This window comes from Bacillus paramycoides (genome assembly GCF_038971285.1).
Classification (GTDB): domain Bacteria; phylum Bacillota; class Bacilli; order Bacillales; family Bacillaceae_G; genus Bacillus_A.
The window spans coordinates 4,196,403-4,209,829 of sequence record NZ_CP152427.1 but is presented as its reverse complement, the minus strand read 5'-3'; the positions used below and the strand labels follow the sequence as shown (position 1 = coordinate 4,209,829).

At 35.4% G+C, this 13,427-nt stretch carries 17 protein-coding genes; 13 read left to right on the top strand and 4 right to left on the bottom strand.

All coding sequences use genetic code 11. From position 1 onward, the window contains the following. Window positions 1-36: 36 nt before the first annotated feature. Entirely contained in the window at window positions 37-930 is an 894-nt protein-coding gene (locus AAG068_RS21795) for a hypothetical protein (protein WP_342715777.1), read from the bottom strand. Window positions 931-1,111: 181 nt separating this feature from the next. Here AAG068_RS21795 and sigK point away from each other — a divergent pair, with 181 nt between their 5' ends. After that, window positions 1,112-1,825: an RNA polymerase sporulation sigma factor SigK gene (gene sigK / locus AAG068_RS21790; protein ID WP_000051382.1), complete on the top strand. Its 714-nt coding sequence runs from the start codon at window positions 1,112-1,114 to the stop codon at window positions 1,823-1,825. Between the two features lie 290 nt (window positions 1,826-2,115). Beyond that, a complete protein-coding gene (locus AAG068_RS21785; RefSeq protein WP_342715775.1) occupies window positions 2,116-2,904 on the top strand; it encodes a phosphatidylserine decarboxylase in 789 nt (262 codons plus the stop codon). A 146-nt stretch (window positions 2,905-3,050) separates the two neighbouring features. On the opposite strand, the gene AAG068_RS21780 is transcribed toward AAG068_RS21785, so the two are convergent. Beyond that, window positions 3,051-3,206, bottom strand: coding sequence for a sporulation histidine kinase inhibitor Sda (locus tag AAG068_RS21780; protein WP_000850094.1), 156 nt, complete (start codon window positions 3,204-3,206; stop codon window positions 3,051-3,053). Between the two features lie 247 nt (window positions 3,207-3,453). On the opposite strand from AAG068_RS21780, the gene AAG068_RS21775 reads away from it, so the two are divergent. The 8 genes from AAG068_RS21775 to AAG068_RS21740 all read left to right on the top strand — a co-directional run bounded on the left by AAG068_RS21775 (window position 3,454) and on the right by AAG068_RS21740 (window position 8,589). Further along, complete coding sequence (locus tag AAG068_RS21775) at window positions 3,454-3,966, top strand: YqeG family HAD IIIA-type phosphatase (RefSeq protein WP_000765309.1); 513 nt, start codon at window positions 3,454-3,456, stop codon at window positions 3,964-3,966. Between the two features lie 3 nt (window positions 3,967-3,969). Beyond that, window positions 3,970-5,076 carry a ribosome biogenesis GTPase YqeH gene (yqeH, locus tag AAG068_RS21770; RefSeq protein ID WP_342715774.1) on the top strand — a complete coding sequence of 369 codons (1,107 nt, stop codon included), beginning with the start codon at window positions 3,970-3,972 and terminating at the stop codon, window positions 5,074-5,076. Window positions 5,077-5,091: 15 nt separating this feature from the next. Further along, window positions 5,092-5,925 carry a shikimate dehydrogenase gene (gene aroE, locus AAG068_RS21765; protein WP_074614816.1) on the top strand — a complete coding sequence of 278 codons (834 nt, stop codon included), beginning with the start codon at window positions 5,092-5,094 and terminating at the stop codon, window positions 5,923-5,925. Window positions 5,926-5,930: 5 nt separating this feature from the next. Then, window positions 5,931-6,224, top strand: coding sequence for a ribosome assembly RNA-binding protein YhbY (yhbY, locus tag AAG068_RS21760; protein WP_000955224.1), 294 nt, complete (start codon window positions 5,931-5,933; stop codon window positions 6,222-6,224). 137 nt (window positions 6,225-6,361) lie between these two features. Beyond that, window positions 6,362-6,931, top strand: a complete 570-nt coding sequence (gene nadD / locus AAG068_RS21755) for a nicotinate-nucleotide adenylyltransferase (RefSeq protein ID WP_166701768.1) — start codon at window positions 6,362-6,364, stop codon at window positions 6,929-6,931. Further along, complete coding sequence (gene yqeK, locus AAG068_RS21750) at window positions 6,921-7,490, top strand: bis(5'-nucleosyl)-tetraphosphatase (symmetrical) YqeK (protein WP_071726619.1); 570 nt, start codon at window positions 6,921-6,923, stop codon at window positions 7,488-7,490. The genes nadD and yqeK overlap by 11 nt, the downstream gene beginning before the upstream one ends. Then, window positions 7,487-7,843, top strand: coding sequence for a ribosome silencing factor (rsfS, locus tag AAG068_RS21745; RefSeq protein ID WP_000653200.1), 357 nt, complete (start codon window positions 7,487-7,489; stop codon window positions 7,841-7,843). Before yqeK ends, rsfS begins: the two co-directional genes overlap by 4 nt. Further along, entirely contained in the window at window positions 7,840-8,589 is a 750-nt protein-coding gene (locus tag AAG068_RS21740; RefSeq protein ID WP_062923560.1) for a class I SAM-dependent DNA methyltransferase, read from the top strand. The genes rsfS and AAG068_RS21740 overlap by 4 nt, the downstream gene beginning before the upstream one ends. A gap of 172 nt (window positions 8,590-8,761) precedes the next feature. Here AAG068_RS21740 and comER read toward each other — a convergent pair whose 3' ends face one another. Next, window positions 8,762-9,589: a late competence protein ComER gene (gene comER / locus AAG068_RS21735; protein ID WP_098344846.1), complete on the bottom strand. Its 828-nt coding sequence runs from the start codon at window positions 9,587-9,589 to the stop codon at window positions 8,762-8,764. 77 nt (window positions 9,590-9,666) lie between these two features. Here comER and AAG068_RS21730 point away from each other — a divergent pair, with 77 nt between their 5' ends. The 3 genes from AAG068_RS21730 to AAG068_RS21720 all read left to right on the top strand — a co-directional run bounded on the left by AAG068_RS21730 (window position 9,667) and on the right by AAG068_RS21720 (window position 13,223). Further along, complete coding sequence (locus AAG068_RS21730; RefSeq protein ID WP_342715773.1) at window positions 9,667-10,266, top strand: helix-hairpin-helix domain-containing protein; 600 nt, start codon at window positions 9,667-9,669, stop codon at window positions 10,264-10,266. A gap of 63 nt (window positions 10,267-10,329) precedes the next feature. Then, window positions 10,330-10,887 (top strand): ComE operon protein 2, encoded by a 558-nt coding sequence (locus tag AAG068_RS21725; RefSeq protein WP_048531258.1) that lies wholly within the window; start codon window positions 10,330-10,332, stop codon window positions 10,885-10,887. A gap of 14 nt (window positions 10,888-10,901) precedes the next feature. Next, entirely contained in the window at window positions 10,902-13,223 is a 2,322-nt protein-coding gene (locus AAG068_RS21720) for a DNA internalization-related competence protein ComEC/Rec2 (protein ID WP_342715772.1), read from the top strand. Window positions 13,224-13,252: 29 nt separating this feature from the next. Here AAG068_RS21720 and AAG068_RS21715 read toward each other — a convergent pair whose 3' ends face one another. Continuing rightward, window positions 13,253-13,387 (bottom strand): YqzM family protein, encoded by a 135-nt coding sequence (locus tag AAG068_RS21715; protein ID WP_000997609.1) that lies wholly within the window; start codon window positions 13,385-13,387, stop codon window positions 13,253-13,255. Between the last annotated feature and the right edge of the window lie 40 nt (window positions 13,388-13,427).

The window sequence follows — 13,427 nt, the reverse complement described above, 5'->3', positions numbered from 1 at the left end:
AGAGTTATTTTTTAAAGAAAATAACTCTTTTTATTTTTATAATTTGCCTGTTCGTTTTTCAAAAGTAAATGTGATAGGAAGATTGGAAGGAGAGCTATCACTTTTAAATGTTATTTTCCATTCTTTAGAATGGGCTTTAATTTCGAAATGAAGAAGATTCATTGCTCTACGTTTATCTATTTCTAAAAACATATTATGAATTTCTGGTTCTTGCTGTAAATTAAGAGCCTTTAGTGTGACTGTTAATGTGAAAAAATTTTGCCCTTCATATACTATTTTTGATATTTTTGTTTTTTGTGTATTTAACAGTATATAAAAACGGTCTGATGGAGTTAATTGTACAGAATCATCAGTAATTTCATTCTCGCTATTATGAAGTTCAACTAAGAAAGATGTACTATGGGAAGAATCTTTTTTGCTTGTAATCTGTAATTCAGTGGGAATCATCGGTATTTCATAAAAATCATTCTTTATTATGTTGTTGTAATCCTCAGAAAATTTACGGACTTCTTTTGGGAAAGAGTCTTCTTCTTTTGTACTTAAAAAAGTTTTATGTTGCTTTGGAATTTTTTCACTAAACTTTAATGTTTCTTTAAAGTAATAATTGGATCCAGTTAAAAATAAAAAACTACAAATTAATAAAAAAATTCGATAGTGATTTTGAAAGTGAAAGAACAATAGTATACATGTAATAAATCCAATTACATAGAAAATAAAGATAAGTAGTTCTAGTTTTGAGTGAAAGGAGAAACCATAGTTATGAAGAAATTTCATTCCAATTATAATTTGAGCTCCAAAAAACAAAGAAATTCCAAATTGAAAAAATAATAAATCAGGCCCTCTCTTAATAACAAAAGTAATGAACGAAATGAAAAGTAAAAATACCCCTAAATAAATTGTTACATTTAATAATCGATCTAATGTAAGCATGAATAGTGTCCCCTTTAAAAGCATATTCATATATAACTAATAGTTTATATAATTATAATATAACAATAAAATATTTTAAATATTGGAAGTGTTGAGTTTTATAAATAAACTGTACAGACACAAACAACCTCACGCCCACATACACTTAGTAAAGACCACTATTTTGGCGGAGGTGAAAGGTTTGAGTCTATTCGCCGCAATTGGATATATGGTTCGAGAAGTGTTTGTCTTTGTTTCTTATGTGAAGAATAATGCGTTTCCGCAGCCGTTATCATCAGACGATGAGAGAAAGTACTTAGAGTTAATGGAGCAAGGTGATGCTCAAGCGAGGAATTTGTTAATTGAACATAATTTACGGCTTGTAGCTCATATCGTTAAGAAATTTGAAAACACAGGGGAAGATGCAGAAGATTTAATTTCGATTGGTACAATCGGGCTTATTAAAGCGATCGAGAGCTATTCGGCAGGGAAAGGCACAAAACTTGCGACGTATGCAGCACGTTGTATTGAAAATGAAATTTTGATGCATTTACGTGTACTGAAGAAGACGAAAAAGGACGTTTCACTTCATGACCCGATCGGGCAAGATAAAGAGGGGAATGAGATATCGCTTATTGATATATTAAAATCAGAGTCTGAAGATGTAATTGATATGATCCAGCTTAGTATGGAGTTAGAAAAGATTAAAGAGTATATCGATATTTTAGACGAACGAGAGAAAGAAGTTATCGTGAAGCGTTTTGGACTGGGGCTTGATAAGGAGAAAACGCAACGAGAGATTGCAAAGGCACTCGGTATTTCCAGAAGCTACGTATCAAGAATTGAAAAGCGCGCTTTAATGAAAATGTTCCATGAATTTGTAAGAGCAGAGAAAGAGAAAAAAGCGAAAGAATAATGTATATTGCAAGCAGCCGTATTTTAAAATGGGCTGCTTTTCTTTTTGGAAATCAGGAAAGAAAAAGGGTTGTGTTCAGAAGAAATCCATGTTCACTGTTGAAAATGACGGATTCTATCTGTAATATTAGAGGGTGCTAAACAATTTAAGAATAATACCATACTTAGTTTTCCGCATGTATAATATAGCGGTTCTATAGGATATGTGGGAATAAGAACCAATTTTACATATGATATAGAAGGAAAAGAAGGGGAAACTAAAGTTATAGACTGATTAGGAGGTTTCGCAATTTGCGACGTACATTATATCGACTTATGATCGAACTTACAAATGGTCGTTTTACTTCTTATATATTACGTAAATTTGCACAATCTCGTTTGAGCTCTATCATTATTCCATCGTATGCGAAAGTTTTTCAAATTAATCAAGATGAGATGGAAAAGGGTTTGAAGGAATATAGAACATTGCATGAATTATTTACGCGTAAGCTAAAAGAAGGAAAGCGTAGTATTGATACAGATGCATCGAGTATCGTTAGTCCTGTTGATGGTGTTTTTGCTGACCACGGTCCTATTGAGGACACAAAAACATTTGATATTAAAGGAAAGCGTTATTCGATTGTGGATATGCTAGGTAATGAAGAGCGTGCACAGCGATATGCAGGTGGTACATACATGGTTATTTATTTAAGCCCAAGTCATTATCATCGTATTCATAGTCCGCTTTCTGGTTCTGTGTCTGAAAGATTTGTACTCGGTAGAAAATCATATCCGGTAAATGCAGCTGGTATGGAGTACGGGAAAGAACCGTTGTCAAAAAATTATCGCTCTGTTACAGAAGTGAATAGTGACGGTGAGCATATGGCGCTTGTAAAAGTAGGAGCTATGTTTGTTAATAGTATTGAGCTGCTGCATGAAAGAGACGTTGTTCAAAAAGGTGAAGAAATGGCATACTTTACATTCGGTTCAACAGTTGTGTTATTGTTTGAAAAAGATATGATAAGAGTAGTGCAGCAATTAAAGAGTGGACAAGAGCTTCGCCTTGGTGAAAAAATTGCTACTCGATTGGCTCATAAATAAAAAAGATTTTATAACTGTAAGCAAGAGTTATGGACAAAGATGCTTAATGATGAAATTCCCTAGATGGGAGTACTTGTTTATTCGAGAGCCATCGCAGGATGGCTCTTTTTACAAGTTAGCTAATTAAAGTTTCACTTTATATGTAATCAAGACGATTTGACAAGCTTGTCCTCTAATGAGCGTCTAATAATTTCTTGTTTTATAAGTAAAATGAAGTCGGGATTTAATTTTAGTTCTTTTGCTTTATAATAAGACTCAGTGAGTAACTCAGTAGATAACTGTTCCATATGTTTTGTTTTCAAGGTGAGTCACCTCCTAATAATATAAGGATTGATTCGTTGTTGCATTTAATGTACCAAAAAAATATGACAGTCACAAACGAGTGGTTATCCACATACCTAGGTGGATAAAATGTGTATAGATTGTTAGTAAATTCCAAATTGATTGAAAAATTAATGTGGAAAATGTGTACAATTTTATCCACAGGTCATATATCGAAATATGTTGTCGAAAAATTTTTATGAAAACTCCTCAAAGAGGTGAAAGAAATTGAAACTATTTTTACCAAATGAATACGTAAAAAATGTATATCATGTTCAACCAGAAGATTTGAAAAAGCGTGGTATTAAAGGCGTTATTACTGATTTAGATAACACTTTAATTGAATGGGATCGTCCAAATGCAACGCCACAACTTGAAGAATGGTTTTTGAAAATGAAAGAGCAAGGCATTCAAGTAACGGTCGTTTCAAATAATAATGAGCAACGAGTGAAAGACTTTGCTGATCCATTAGGTATTCCATTTATTCATAGTGCACGTAAGCCATTTGTTCGTGCGTTTAAGCGTGCGATACAAGAGATGCAGTTGCAGCCAGATGAAGTTGTAGTAATTGGGGATCAGTTACTAACGGATGTGCTAGGTGGAAATCGAGTAGGACTTCACACAATTTTAGTTGTACCGGTAGCACAAACGGACGGATTAGTAACGCGCTTTAATCGAAAAATTGAACGAAGAATTATGAGAAATATGAAGAAAAAAGGTTTAATTAACTGGGAGGAATAAAGTTTGACTGAAACAATTAAATGTATTGGTTGCGGTGTAGAAATTCAAACAGAAGATAAAAATGAAGTGGGATATGCTCCTGCCTCATCTTTAGAAAAAGAACAAGTTATTTGCCAACGCTGTTTTCGTTTAAAACATTATAACGAAATTCAAGATGTATCATTAACAGATGATGATTTCCTACGTATTCTAAACGGAATTGGAAAATCGGATGCGTTAGTAGTTAAGATTGTAGATATTTTTGACTTTAATGGTAGCTGGTTACCTGGCTTACATCGTTTCGTAGGAAATAATAAAGTATTACTTGTTGGAAATAAAGCGGATTTAATTCCTAAGTCAGTAAAACATGATAAAGTAAAGCATTGGATGCGCTATAGTGCAAAGCAGCTAGGATTAAAGCCAGAGGATGTCTTTTTAATCAGTGCAGCGAAGGGACAAGGAATTGCTGAGCTGGCAGATGCAATTGAGTATTACCGCGGTGGAAAAGATGTTTACGTTGTTGGATGTACAAATGTAGGGAAATCAACATTTATTAATCGTATGATTAAAGAATTTAGTGATGAGACTGAAAATGTAATTACAACATCTCATTTCCCAGGAACAACGCTTGATTTAATTGATATTCCATTAGATGAAGAATCTTCTTTATATGACACGCCAGGTATTATTAACCACCATCAAATGGCTCACTATGTTGGAAAACAAAGCTTAAAGCTTATTACACCAACAAAAGAAATTAAGCCGATGGTGTTCCAATTAAATGAAGAACAAACATTGTTCTTTAGTGGACTGGCACGTTTTGATTATGTAAGTGGCGGACGTCGTGCATTTACTTGTCACTTCTCAAATCGTTTAACAATCCATCGTACAAAGCTTGAGAAAGCAGATGAATTGTATAAAAATCATGTTGGAGATTTACTAAGCCCGCCAACACCAGAAGAATTAGAAAATATGCCGGAGCTAGTGAAATACGAGTTTAATATTCGTGAACCAAAAACGGATGTTGTATTCTCTGGATTAGGATGGGTTACTGTGAACGAACCGGGAGCAAAAATTGTTGCACACGTACCAAAAGGAGTAAGTGTTTCATTGCGTAAATCTTTAATTTAATATGGAGAGGGATTTATGAAACAATTATATGGCGTAATCGGAAATCCAATTGGACATTCATTATCACCCGTTATGCATAACGATGCATTTGAACACTTGAATATGGATGCCCATTATCATGCCTTTCTTGTTAAAGAGGAAGAGCTAGGGGAAGCAGTACGAGGTTTAAAAGCATTAGGTATTTCAGGATTTAATGTAACAACTCCGCACAAAGTTGCGATTATGGATTGTTTGGATGAGATTGACCCGCTAGCAAAACAAATTGGTGCAGTAAATACAGTGGTTCATAAGGATGGAAAGTTGATTGGCTACAATACAGACGGGATTGGTTTTGTCCGAGCACTGCAGTCTATTAGTAGTGAACCACTTCAAGAGAAACGTATTTTATTGCTTGGCGCAGGTGGTGCTAGTCGAGCGATTTATTTTTCTCTTGCGGATGTAGGTGTGAAAGAGATTGATGTAGCTAATCGTACAGTAGATAAGGCGAAAGAACTTATTGCTGCATGTACGGCTACTGTTCATTCTGTTGCTTTATCATTAGAAAAGGCAACAGAAGAACAAGGAAATTATGATATTATCATTCAGACGACAACAATAGGTATGCATCCACGCGTCGAACATACGCCATTACAAATTTCTTCGTTAAAAAAAGGAACGATTGTATCAGATATAATTTATAATCCATTTGAAACGAAAATTTTATGTGAGGCGAAAGAGCAAGGTGCAATCATTCAAAATGGTATTGATATGTTTGTTTATCAAGGGGCACTTGCATTTGAAATGTGGACGGGCCGCGCGCCAAATATCGAACGAATGAAACAATTAGTTATAAGAAAGCTTGGAGGCTAACATATATGTTAACAGGAAAACAAAAAAGATTTTTACGTGCACAAGCACATCATTTAACACCGATTTTTCAAGTAGGAAAAGGCGGAGTAAATGAAAATATGATTAAACAAATCGCAGATACTTTAGAAGCTCGTGAGTTATTTAAAGTAAGTGTGCTACAAAACTGTGAATTCGATCGCCGTGAAGTTGCAGAAGAACTTGCAAAAGGTGCACGTGCTGAAATCGTTCAAGTAATTGGAAGCACAATCGTTTTATACAAAGAGTCAAGAGAAAATAAACAAATTAAGCTTCCTCGATAAAAAGATTAGCATGCGCTATTTTTATCGTTGATGCGTAATGATGTAGAGAGCGAAACCAATTGAACTTTTATTAATAGCAACTCTCTTCATTCCTAACCGAAGAGAGTTGCTGTACGTAAAAGGAAGGGGCGTTTCTTTTGAGAAAAATTGGCATCATTGGTGGTACATTTGATCCGCCACATTATGGACATTTGCTAATTGCAAATGAAGTATATCACGCTTTGAATTTAGAAGAAGTATGGTTCTTACCGAACCAAATTCCGCCGCATAAACAAGGGCGAAATATTACAAGTGTAGAAAGTCGTTTACAAATGTTAGAGCTTGCGACTGAGGCAGAGGAACATTTTTCTATTTGTTTAGAAGAGCTAAGCAGGAAGGGCCCATCTTATACGTATGACACTATGCTACAATTGACGAAGAAGCATCCGGATGTGCAGTTTCACTTTATTATTGGTGGAGATATGGTTGAGTATTTACCGAAGTGGTATAACATTGAGGCGTTACTTGATCTTGTAACGTTTGTTGGGGTTGCAAGACCTGGTTATACATTGCATACACCTTATCCTATCACCACAGTGGAAATTCCGGAGTTTGCAGTTTCTTCATCTTTATTACGTGAGAGATATAAAGAGAAGAAAACATGCAAATATTTACTTCCTGAAAAAGTACAGGTATATATCGAGAGGAATGGGTTGTATGAATCGTGAGAAAGCACTTCATATTGTCAAACAACAAATGCATGAAAAGCGTTATATACACACAATTGGTGTAATGGAAACAGCAATTGAACTTGCTAAGTTATACGGTGTGGATGAAAAAAAGGCTGAAGTTGCAGCTATATTCCATGATTATGCGAAGTGTAGAGCGATTTCAGAGATGGAAGAGATCATTAAAAGTGAAGATTTGCCGAAAGATTTACTTTGTTACAACAAAGAGTTATGGCATGCACCTGTTGGGGCATACTTAGTAGAAAAAGAAGTAGGCATTACGGATCCTGAAATCCTGCAAGCTATTACATATCATACAAGTGGTCATGAGAAAATGACGATGTTAGATAAAGTAATTTATGTAGCGGATTACATTGAGCCTGGTCGAAAGTTTCCAGGAGTGGAGGAAGCTCGTAAACTCGCATATACGGATATAAATCAAGCTTTATTATTTGCGTTAAAGAGAACAATTCAATTTTTAATGGAAAAAGATCAAACGATTTATCCATTAACATTCCAAACATACAACGCAGTTATCAAGGAGGAAATGAGTAAATGAAAGATAAAGATTTATTAGTATTAGCGGCAAAAGCAGCTGATGATAAGAGAGCAGAAGATATGGTTGTCCTAAATATGCAAGGTATTTCACCAATTGCAGATTATTTCATTATTTGTCACGGTAACTCAGATAAGCAAGTACAAGCAATTGCACGTGAAATTAAAGCAAAAGCACACGAGTTCCAAATCGACGTACAACGTATGGAAGGTTTTGACGAAGCGCGCTGGGTATTAGTTGACCTTGGAGATGTAGTTGCTCATGTATTCCATAAAGATGAGCGTAATCACTATAATTTAGAACGTCTATGGGGCGATGTGCCGCGTGAAGATATTACAGAAGAGCTAGGCCAATGAATTACGAACAATTTGCATTGTTGTACGACGAACTAATGAATGATGTCCCTTATGATAAATGGGTAGAATTCACAGAGGAAAGCTTGCAGCAAGCGGATATGAAAGAGGCTAAGATTCTTGATGTAGCATGCGGTACTGGTAATGTAACACTTCCGCTTGTACAAAAAGGTTACGATGTAATTGGTGTCGATCTTTCAGAAGAAATGTTAGCAGTTGCTCAGCAAAAACTAGGCGGGGAAGGATATTTTATTCCTTTTTACCAACAAGACATGCGAGAGCTTGATGTTCCGGGTGAGTTTGACTGTGTAACGATCTTTTGTGATTCATTAAACTATGTATTGCAAGAAGATGGAGTGCAAGAAACATTTCGAAGAGTGTTTCATCATTTACGTCAAGATGGTTTGTTTTTATTTGATGTACATTCTTTATATAAAATACATCATGTATTTCAAAATGAAACATACACAGTGAATGGAGAAGAAATATCTCTTATTTGGAATTGCTTCCCTGGTGAAGAATCAAATAGTGTAGAACATGATTTAACATTCTTTGTTCAAGATCCGGAGGAAGATGTGTACCATCGTTTTGACGAATGTCACGTGCAACGTGCATATCCGGTTGAAGAGTTAACGAAATGGCTTGAAGAAGCTGGTTTTACAGTGCTTCGCGTAACTGGTGACTTTGAACGACTTGAAGTTACAGAACAAACAGAGCGTATTTTCTTCATGGCGAAGAAAAACGGATAAAACAAAAGCAACCGAGAAGGTTGCTTTTGTTTTGTAAAGAAGATGTAATTTTCGTTCTAGCATAATTAGAAGGTGTTATACGTGAATTGTGAAAATACTAGTTTAAGTGAAGTTGCAATGTAAAAAAATTAAGTATTTATAAAAAGGATTTGGAATGACGATGGCGTATTTATTATGTGTGTTTATTGAATTGCTGATCAACGCATTTTAAATCTTCATCAAATTTTTCGTGTGTCCGCTCGATTAATTTGTGAAACATATCCCCAACATGTTCTTCTAAAACACGAATACCTTCTCCTGTAACGCCGCCTTTAACACATACTTTTTCTTGTAAAGTAGGCAATGTGAAAATCCCTTTTTCGAGTAGTTTACCCATTCCGACGACCATTTCACTTACTAAAGTAGTGGCTTCTTCATGTGTAATATTTGTTTTATCTACAGCAGCGTTAATGAAACATTGTAATAAATAACTAAAGAATGCAGGGCCGCAGCTTGCTATATCAGATGAAACGCGCGTTATATCTTCTTCTATTACAAGGGGAGTAGAAATGTTTTTGAATAGACGAAATAGTTTTTGTTGCCACTCTTCAGAACATTTACTTCCGAATGTAAATAGTGATGCGCCAGATAGGGCGCGGTTTGTAATGCTCGGAATAATACGGGCAACATGGCAAGGTACAAGTGTCTCTAATTGTGATGGGGATATTGGACTTGTGATAGAAACTAAGCACTTTTCATCAGAAAAATGTTCAGCGTATTTTTGTAGGATCGGGTATATATCTATCGGCTTTACGCAAATAAAAATAAGATGTGATCGTTCAATTACCTCATCAATAGTTTTGGCTATATGAACAGAAGGGTATTTTTCCTTTATATGATATGCTTTGGCGGGCGTTCGATTAATGATTGTAAGGCACGAAGGTTTGACAGCACGGGTTTCTAAAAATGCATCGATTAGTATATTCCCCATGTTTCCTGTCCCTATAATTCCTATGTTCAATGTTTCATCCCTCCTTCGTAACAGCTTTCTCCTAAACAATATGAATGATGTTATAAAATTATGATTAGAGGTGAAAAATGATGTGGGATTTTCCAAAGAAATGGTTAGGATTAGTAGCTATTATGGGAACTGTACTTTTTCTTCTTTTCTGGAAACCGAACGAGCATACAGAGCGGTCAGTCATTGCAACGGATGAGCAAGTGAAAGAGATAGACAAAAAAAGTAAACCGAAAATATCGGATATAAAGCAGCAGAAAAAAATAATTGTAATTGATATGAAAGGGGCTGTTGTTAAAGAGGGAGTGTATGAAATGAAAGAAGGGGACCGGGTCAAGGATGCCATTGAAAAGGCAGGTGGTTTTTTGCCCGAGGCAGATAGGATGAAGGTGAATTTAGCAAAAATGGTACAAGACCAAATGATTCTTTACGTACCGAATAAAAACGAACAAGCGCAAGAAGTAGCTGCTGTTTCAAAGGGAGAGGGCAAAGTTCAAATAAATGCAGCTTCTAAAGAACAACTTGAAAAAATTACAGGTATCGGTTCTCGGAAAGCGGAAAGTATTTTGAAATATCGAGAGGAACATGGTCCGTTTCAGAAAATAGAAGATTTGTTAGAGATTGACGGGATTGGTGTGAAGTCTTTGGAAAAGATAAAAGATCAAATTATTATTCCGTAAAAGATTGACGAAGTTTTTCTTCATTCGCTACACTACAAGTAGACAAAAAAGTAGGTGAAGAATATGGAACGAATTTCATGGGATCAATATTTTATGACGCAAAGCCATTTGCTATCTTTACGTAGTACATGTACAAGGCTTGCAGTAGGGGCGACAATCGTTCGTGATAAACGAATTATTGCTGGTGGATATAATGGTTCAATTAAAGGTGGCGTACATTGTATAGATGATGGATGCTACGTTATTGATAATCATTGTGTTCGTACAATTCATGCAGAAATGAATGCTTTATTACAATGTGCAAAGTTTGGTGTGAAAACGGAGGAAGCGGAAATTTATGTTACGCATTTTCCTTGTTTACAATGCTGTAAGGCAATTATTCAAAGCGGTATTACAGCAGTTTATTATGCGCAGGATTATAAAAATCATCCATATGCCATAGAGTTATTTGAAAAAGCGAATGTAACAGTGAAACACGTTCCGCTAGAATATGATATTGCAGCATTAGAGGATCAAAAGCGTCATATGGAGTTAAAAGAACTATTCGCATCTTTAGAAAAAGAGAACTTATCAATGGAAGAATTACAGCATGTATTCACGAAAGCAAAAATGATGCTATAAGGAGTGAGTATGAGTTGCAAGGACAATGGGGATATGTTGCAATCTCATTTATAATAGGGATTGCAATTGCCTTCTCCTCTTCGGTTTTATTGCTGACTTGTTGTCTCGTTCTATATGTTTTCTTTTGTTTGTATCGTACTTCGCGTAAAGCCTTTCTTTATTGTATGGTAGCGTGTTTTAGCGGTGCTATGTACACTATGTATGTTCAAGGGCAAAACAAGCCTCTAGGAGAATCCTACGAATCTACAAGAGGAGTGATACACAATACACCTCTTATTAACGGGGATCGCCTATCATTTCAAGTTAAAGATCAGAATGAAAATATAGTGCAGTTAAGTTACAAAATTAAATCAGCCTCAGAAAAGAAACAACTACGAAAATTACATGCAGGAGTATCATGTGTATTCGAAGGTGAGAGGAAAGACCCACCAATAGCTCGGAATTTTCATGGATTTAATTATCGTGATTATTTGTATAAGCAAAATATTCATTTCATATTGGAAGCTACATATATTTCTGAATGCCATAAAACATCGTTGTCACTCGTGCAATGGATTCTTCTGTTGAGACAGCAAGCAATCTCGGGCGTTACAGAAATGTTTCCAGAACAATCAGGTGCTTTTATAAATGCGTTAGTATTTGGTGATAGACAACAAATGACTTTTGAAGTTGAAGAGCAATATCAACAATTTGGTCTTGTACATTTGTTGGCGATTTCAGGTTCACATATCGTATTGTTAATGGTGATCGTGTATTTTATTTTGCTGAGAAGTGGTGTGACGAGGGAGGTAGCAACAGTATGTCTTATCTTCTGTATTCCTCTATATATGATTTTAGCAGGAGCGTCACCGTCTGTTATAAGAGCTTCTATAACAGGAGTGTTAATGTTAATTGCTTTTATGTGCTCTATTCGTTTATCTAGCTTAGATGCTTTAAGTATAACAGCTATATGTATGCTTATATTTGATCCGTATCTTCTGTTTAATATTGGTTTTCAGTTTTCTTTCGTTGGTAGTTTTGCTTTACTGTTATCTGCCCCGCTTTTACTAGAGAGTAGTAATGGATTGATTCGAAATTCTGTTTATATTTCTTTTATTTCACAACTTGTTAGTACCCCAATTTTGTTATATCACTTCGGTTATTTTTCTCCATATAGTATTTTTCTTAATATCCTATACGTTCCGTTTTTATCCCTCATTGTATTGCCGTGTAGTATCGTTATTTTGATATGTATACCGATTATGCCGTTTTTTGCAAAAGGACTTGCGAATGTACTATCAATGGGTTTGAATCTTTCTAATAATGTTTTAAGTTATTGTGAAAGTTTACCATTTACCAGACTTAATTTCGGGCAAACACCTATACTTCTTGTTGCCCTATATTGCGTTAGTATGATTAGTATATTGATGGTTTGGGAAAGGCGAATGCCGAAAGGAATTATGTGTGTAGCTTCGGGGATATTTCTTTTTATTAGTACATGTCATTATATATATCCGTATTTTCGGGAAAGCGGAAGTGTTACATTTCTTGATGTTGGACAGGGAGATGCGATATTAATTCGTCTCCCATACGATAAAGAGATTTACCTCATTGATACTGGTGGAACAATTCGTGTAAACAAGGAAGAATGGCAACGGAAAAAGCATGAATTTTCTGTCGGAAATGATATTTTGATTCCTTATTTACAAAAGGAAGGTATTAAAAAAATCGATAAATTAATCGTGACGCATGGAGATGCGGATCATATAGGTGCTGCGCAAGAGTTATTATCAAATATAACCGTAAAAGAAGTCGTATTTGGCCGAAAGGAACAAGATGCGGAATTAGAAAAAGTAGTAAAGAAACAAGCGTTAGAAAAGGAAGTGAAAATAAGAGAAGTGAGAGAAGGAGAAAGTTGGAGTATAAATGGAGCGGAATTTTTCGTATTAGCGCCAACAGGAAAGGAGAGCAGTGAAAATAACGCTTCAATTGTAATGTGGGCGAAAATAGGAGGATTAACGTGGTTGTTTACAGGTGATTTAGAAGAAGAAGGAGAGAAGTTTTTAGTAGCTACGTATCCAGAGTTACGGGCAGATGTTTTAAAGGTTGCTCATCATGGGAGTAAAACGTCATCTATAATGCCTTTTCTAGGCGCTGTACAGCCTAATATAGCGATTATTTCTGTCGGTGAGCGTAATAGGTATGGGCACCCTCATAAGGAAGTTATAGAGCGTTTTGAGAAGAGAGGAATTGAAATATGGCGTACGGATAAGCAAGGTGCTATTTCCTATGTTTTTAAAGGGGAAAACGGAACCTTTCTTAGCAAAATCACATATGATGAAACACATAATCAATAAAAAAGAAGACTGCCAGTAAGCAGCAGTCTTTAAGAACCAATAAATTTAATAACAGTTGCAATGATGAAAAGTGTTGCGAAAAAACCAAATGAGACGATAAATCCTACCCCTGAATCAATAGCGTCATTGCGTTTACTTTGAACATTTTGTTCAAAATCATTCATTTAGAATCCCTCCCCAACATTCCACTTTAGTATAAAATAT

Coding starts and splice junctions, on each gene's coding strand:
- AAG068_RS21795 (WP_342715777.1), bottom strand. CDS start 930: ATGCTTACATTAGATCGATTATTAAATGTAACAATTTATTTAGGGGTA.
- aroE (WP_074614816.1), top strand. CDS start 5,092: ATGAAACAATTATATGGCGTAATCGGAAATCCAATTGGACATTCATTA.
- yhbY (WP_000955224.1), top strand. CDS start 5,931: ATGTTAACAGGAAAACAAAAAAGATTTTTACGTGCACAAGCACATCAT.
- yqeK (WP_071726619.1), top strand. CDS start 6,921: ATGAATCGTGAGAAAGCACTTCATATTGTCAAACAACAAATGCATGAA.
- rsfS (WP_000653200.1), top strand. CDS start 7,487: ATGAAAGATAAAGATTTATTAGTATTAGCGGCAAAAGCAGCTGATGAT.
- AAG068_RS21740 (WP_062923560.1), top strand. CDS start 7,840: ATGAATTACGAACAATTTGCATTGTTGTACGACGAACTAATGAATGAT.
- AAG068_RS21730 (WP_342715773.1), top strand. CDS start 9,667: ATGATGTGGGATTTTCCAAAGAAATGGTTAGGATTAGTAGCTATTATG.
- AAG068_RS21725 (WP_048531258.1), top strand. CDS start 10,330: ATGGAACGAATTTCATGGGATCAATATTTTATGACGCAAAGCCATTTG.
- AAG068_RS21715 (WP_000997609.1), bottom strand. CDS start 13,387: ATGAATGATTTTGAACAAAATGTTCAAAGTAAACGCAATGACGCTATT.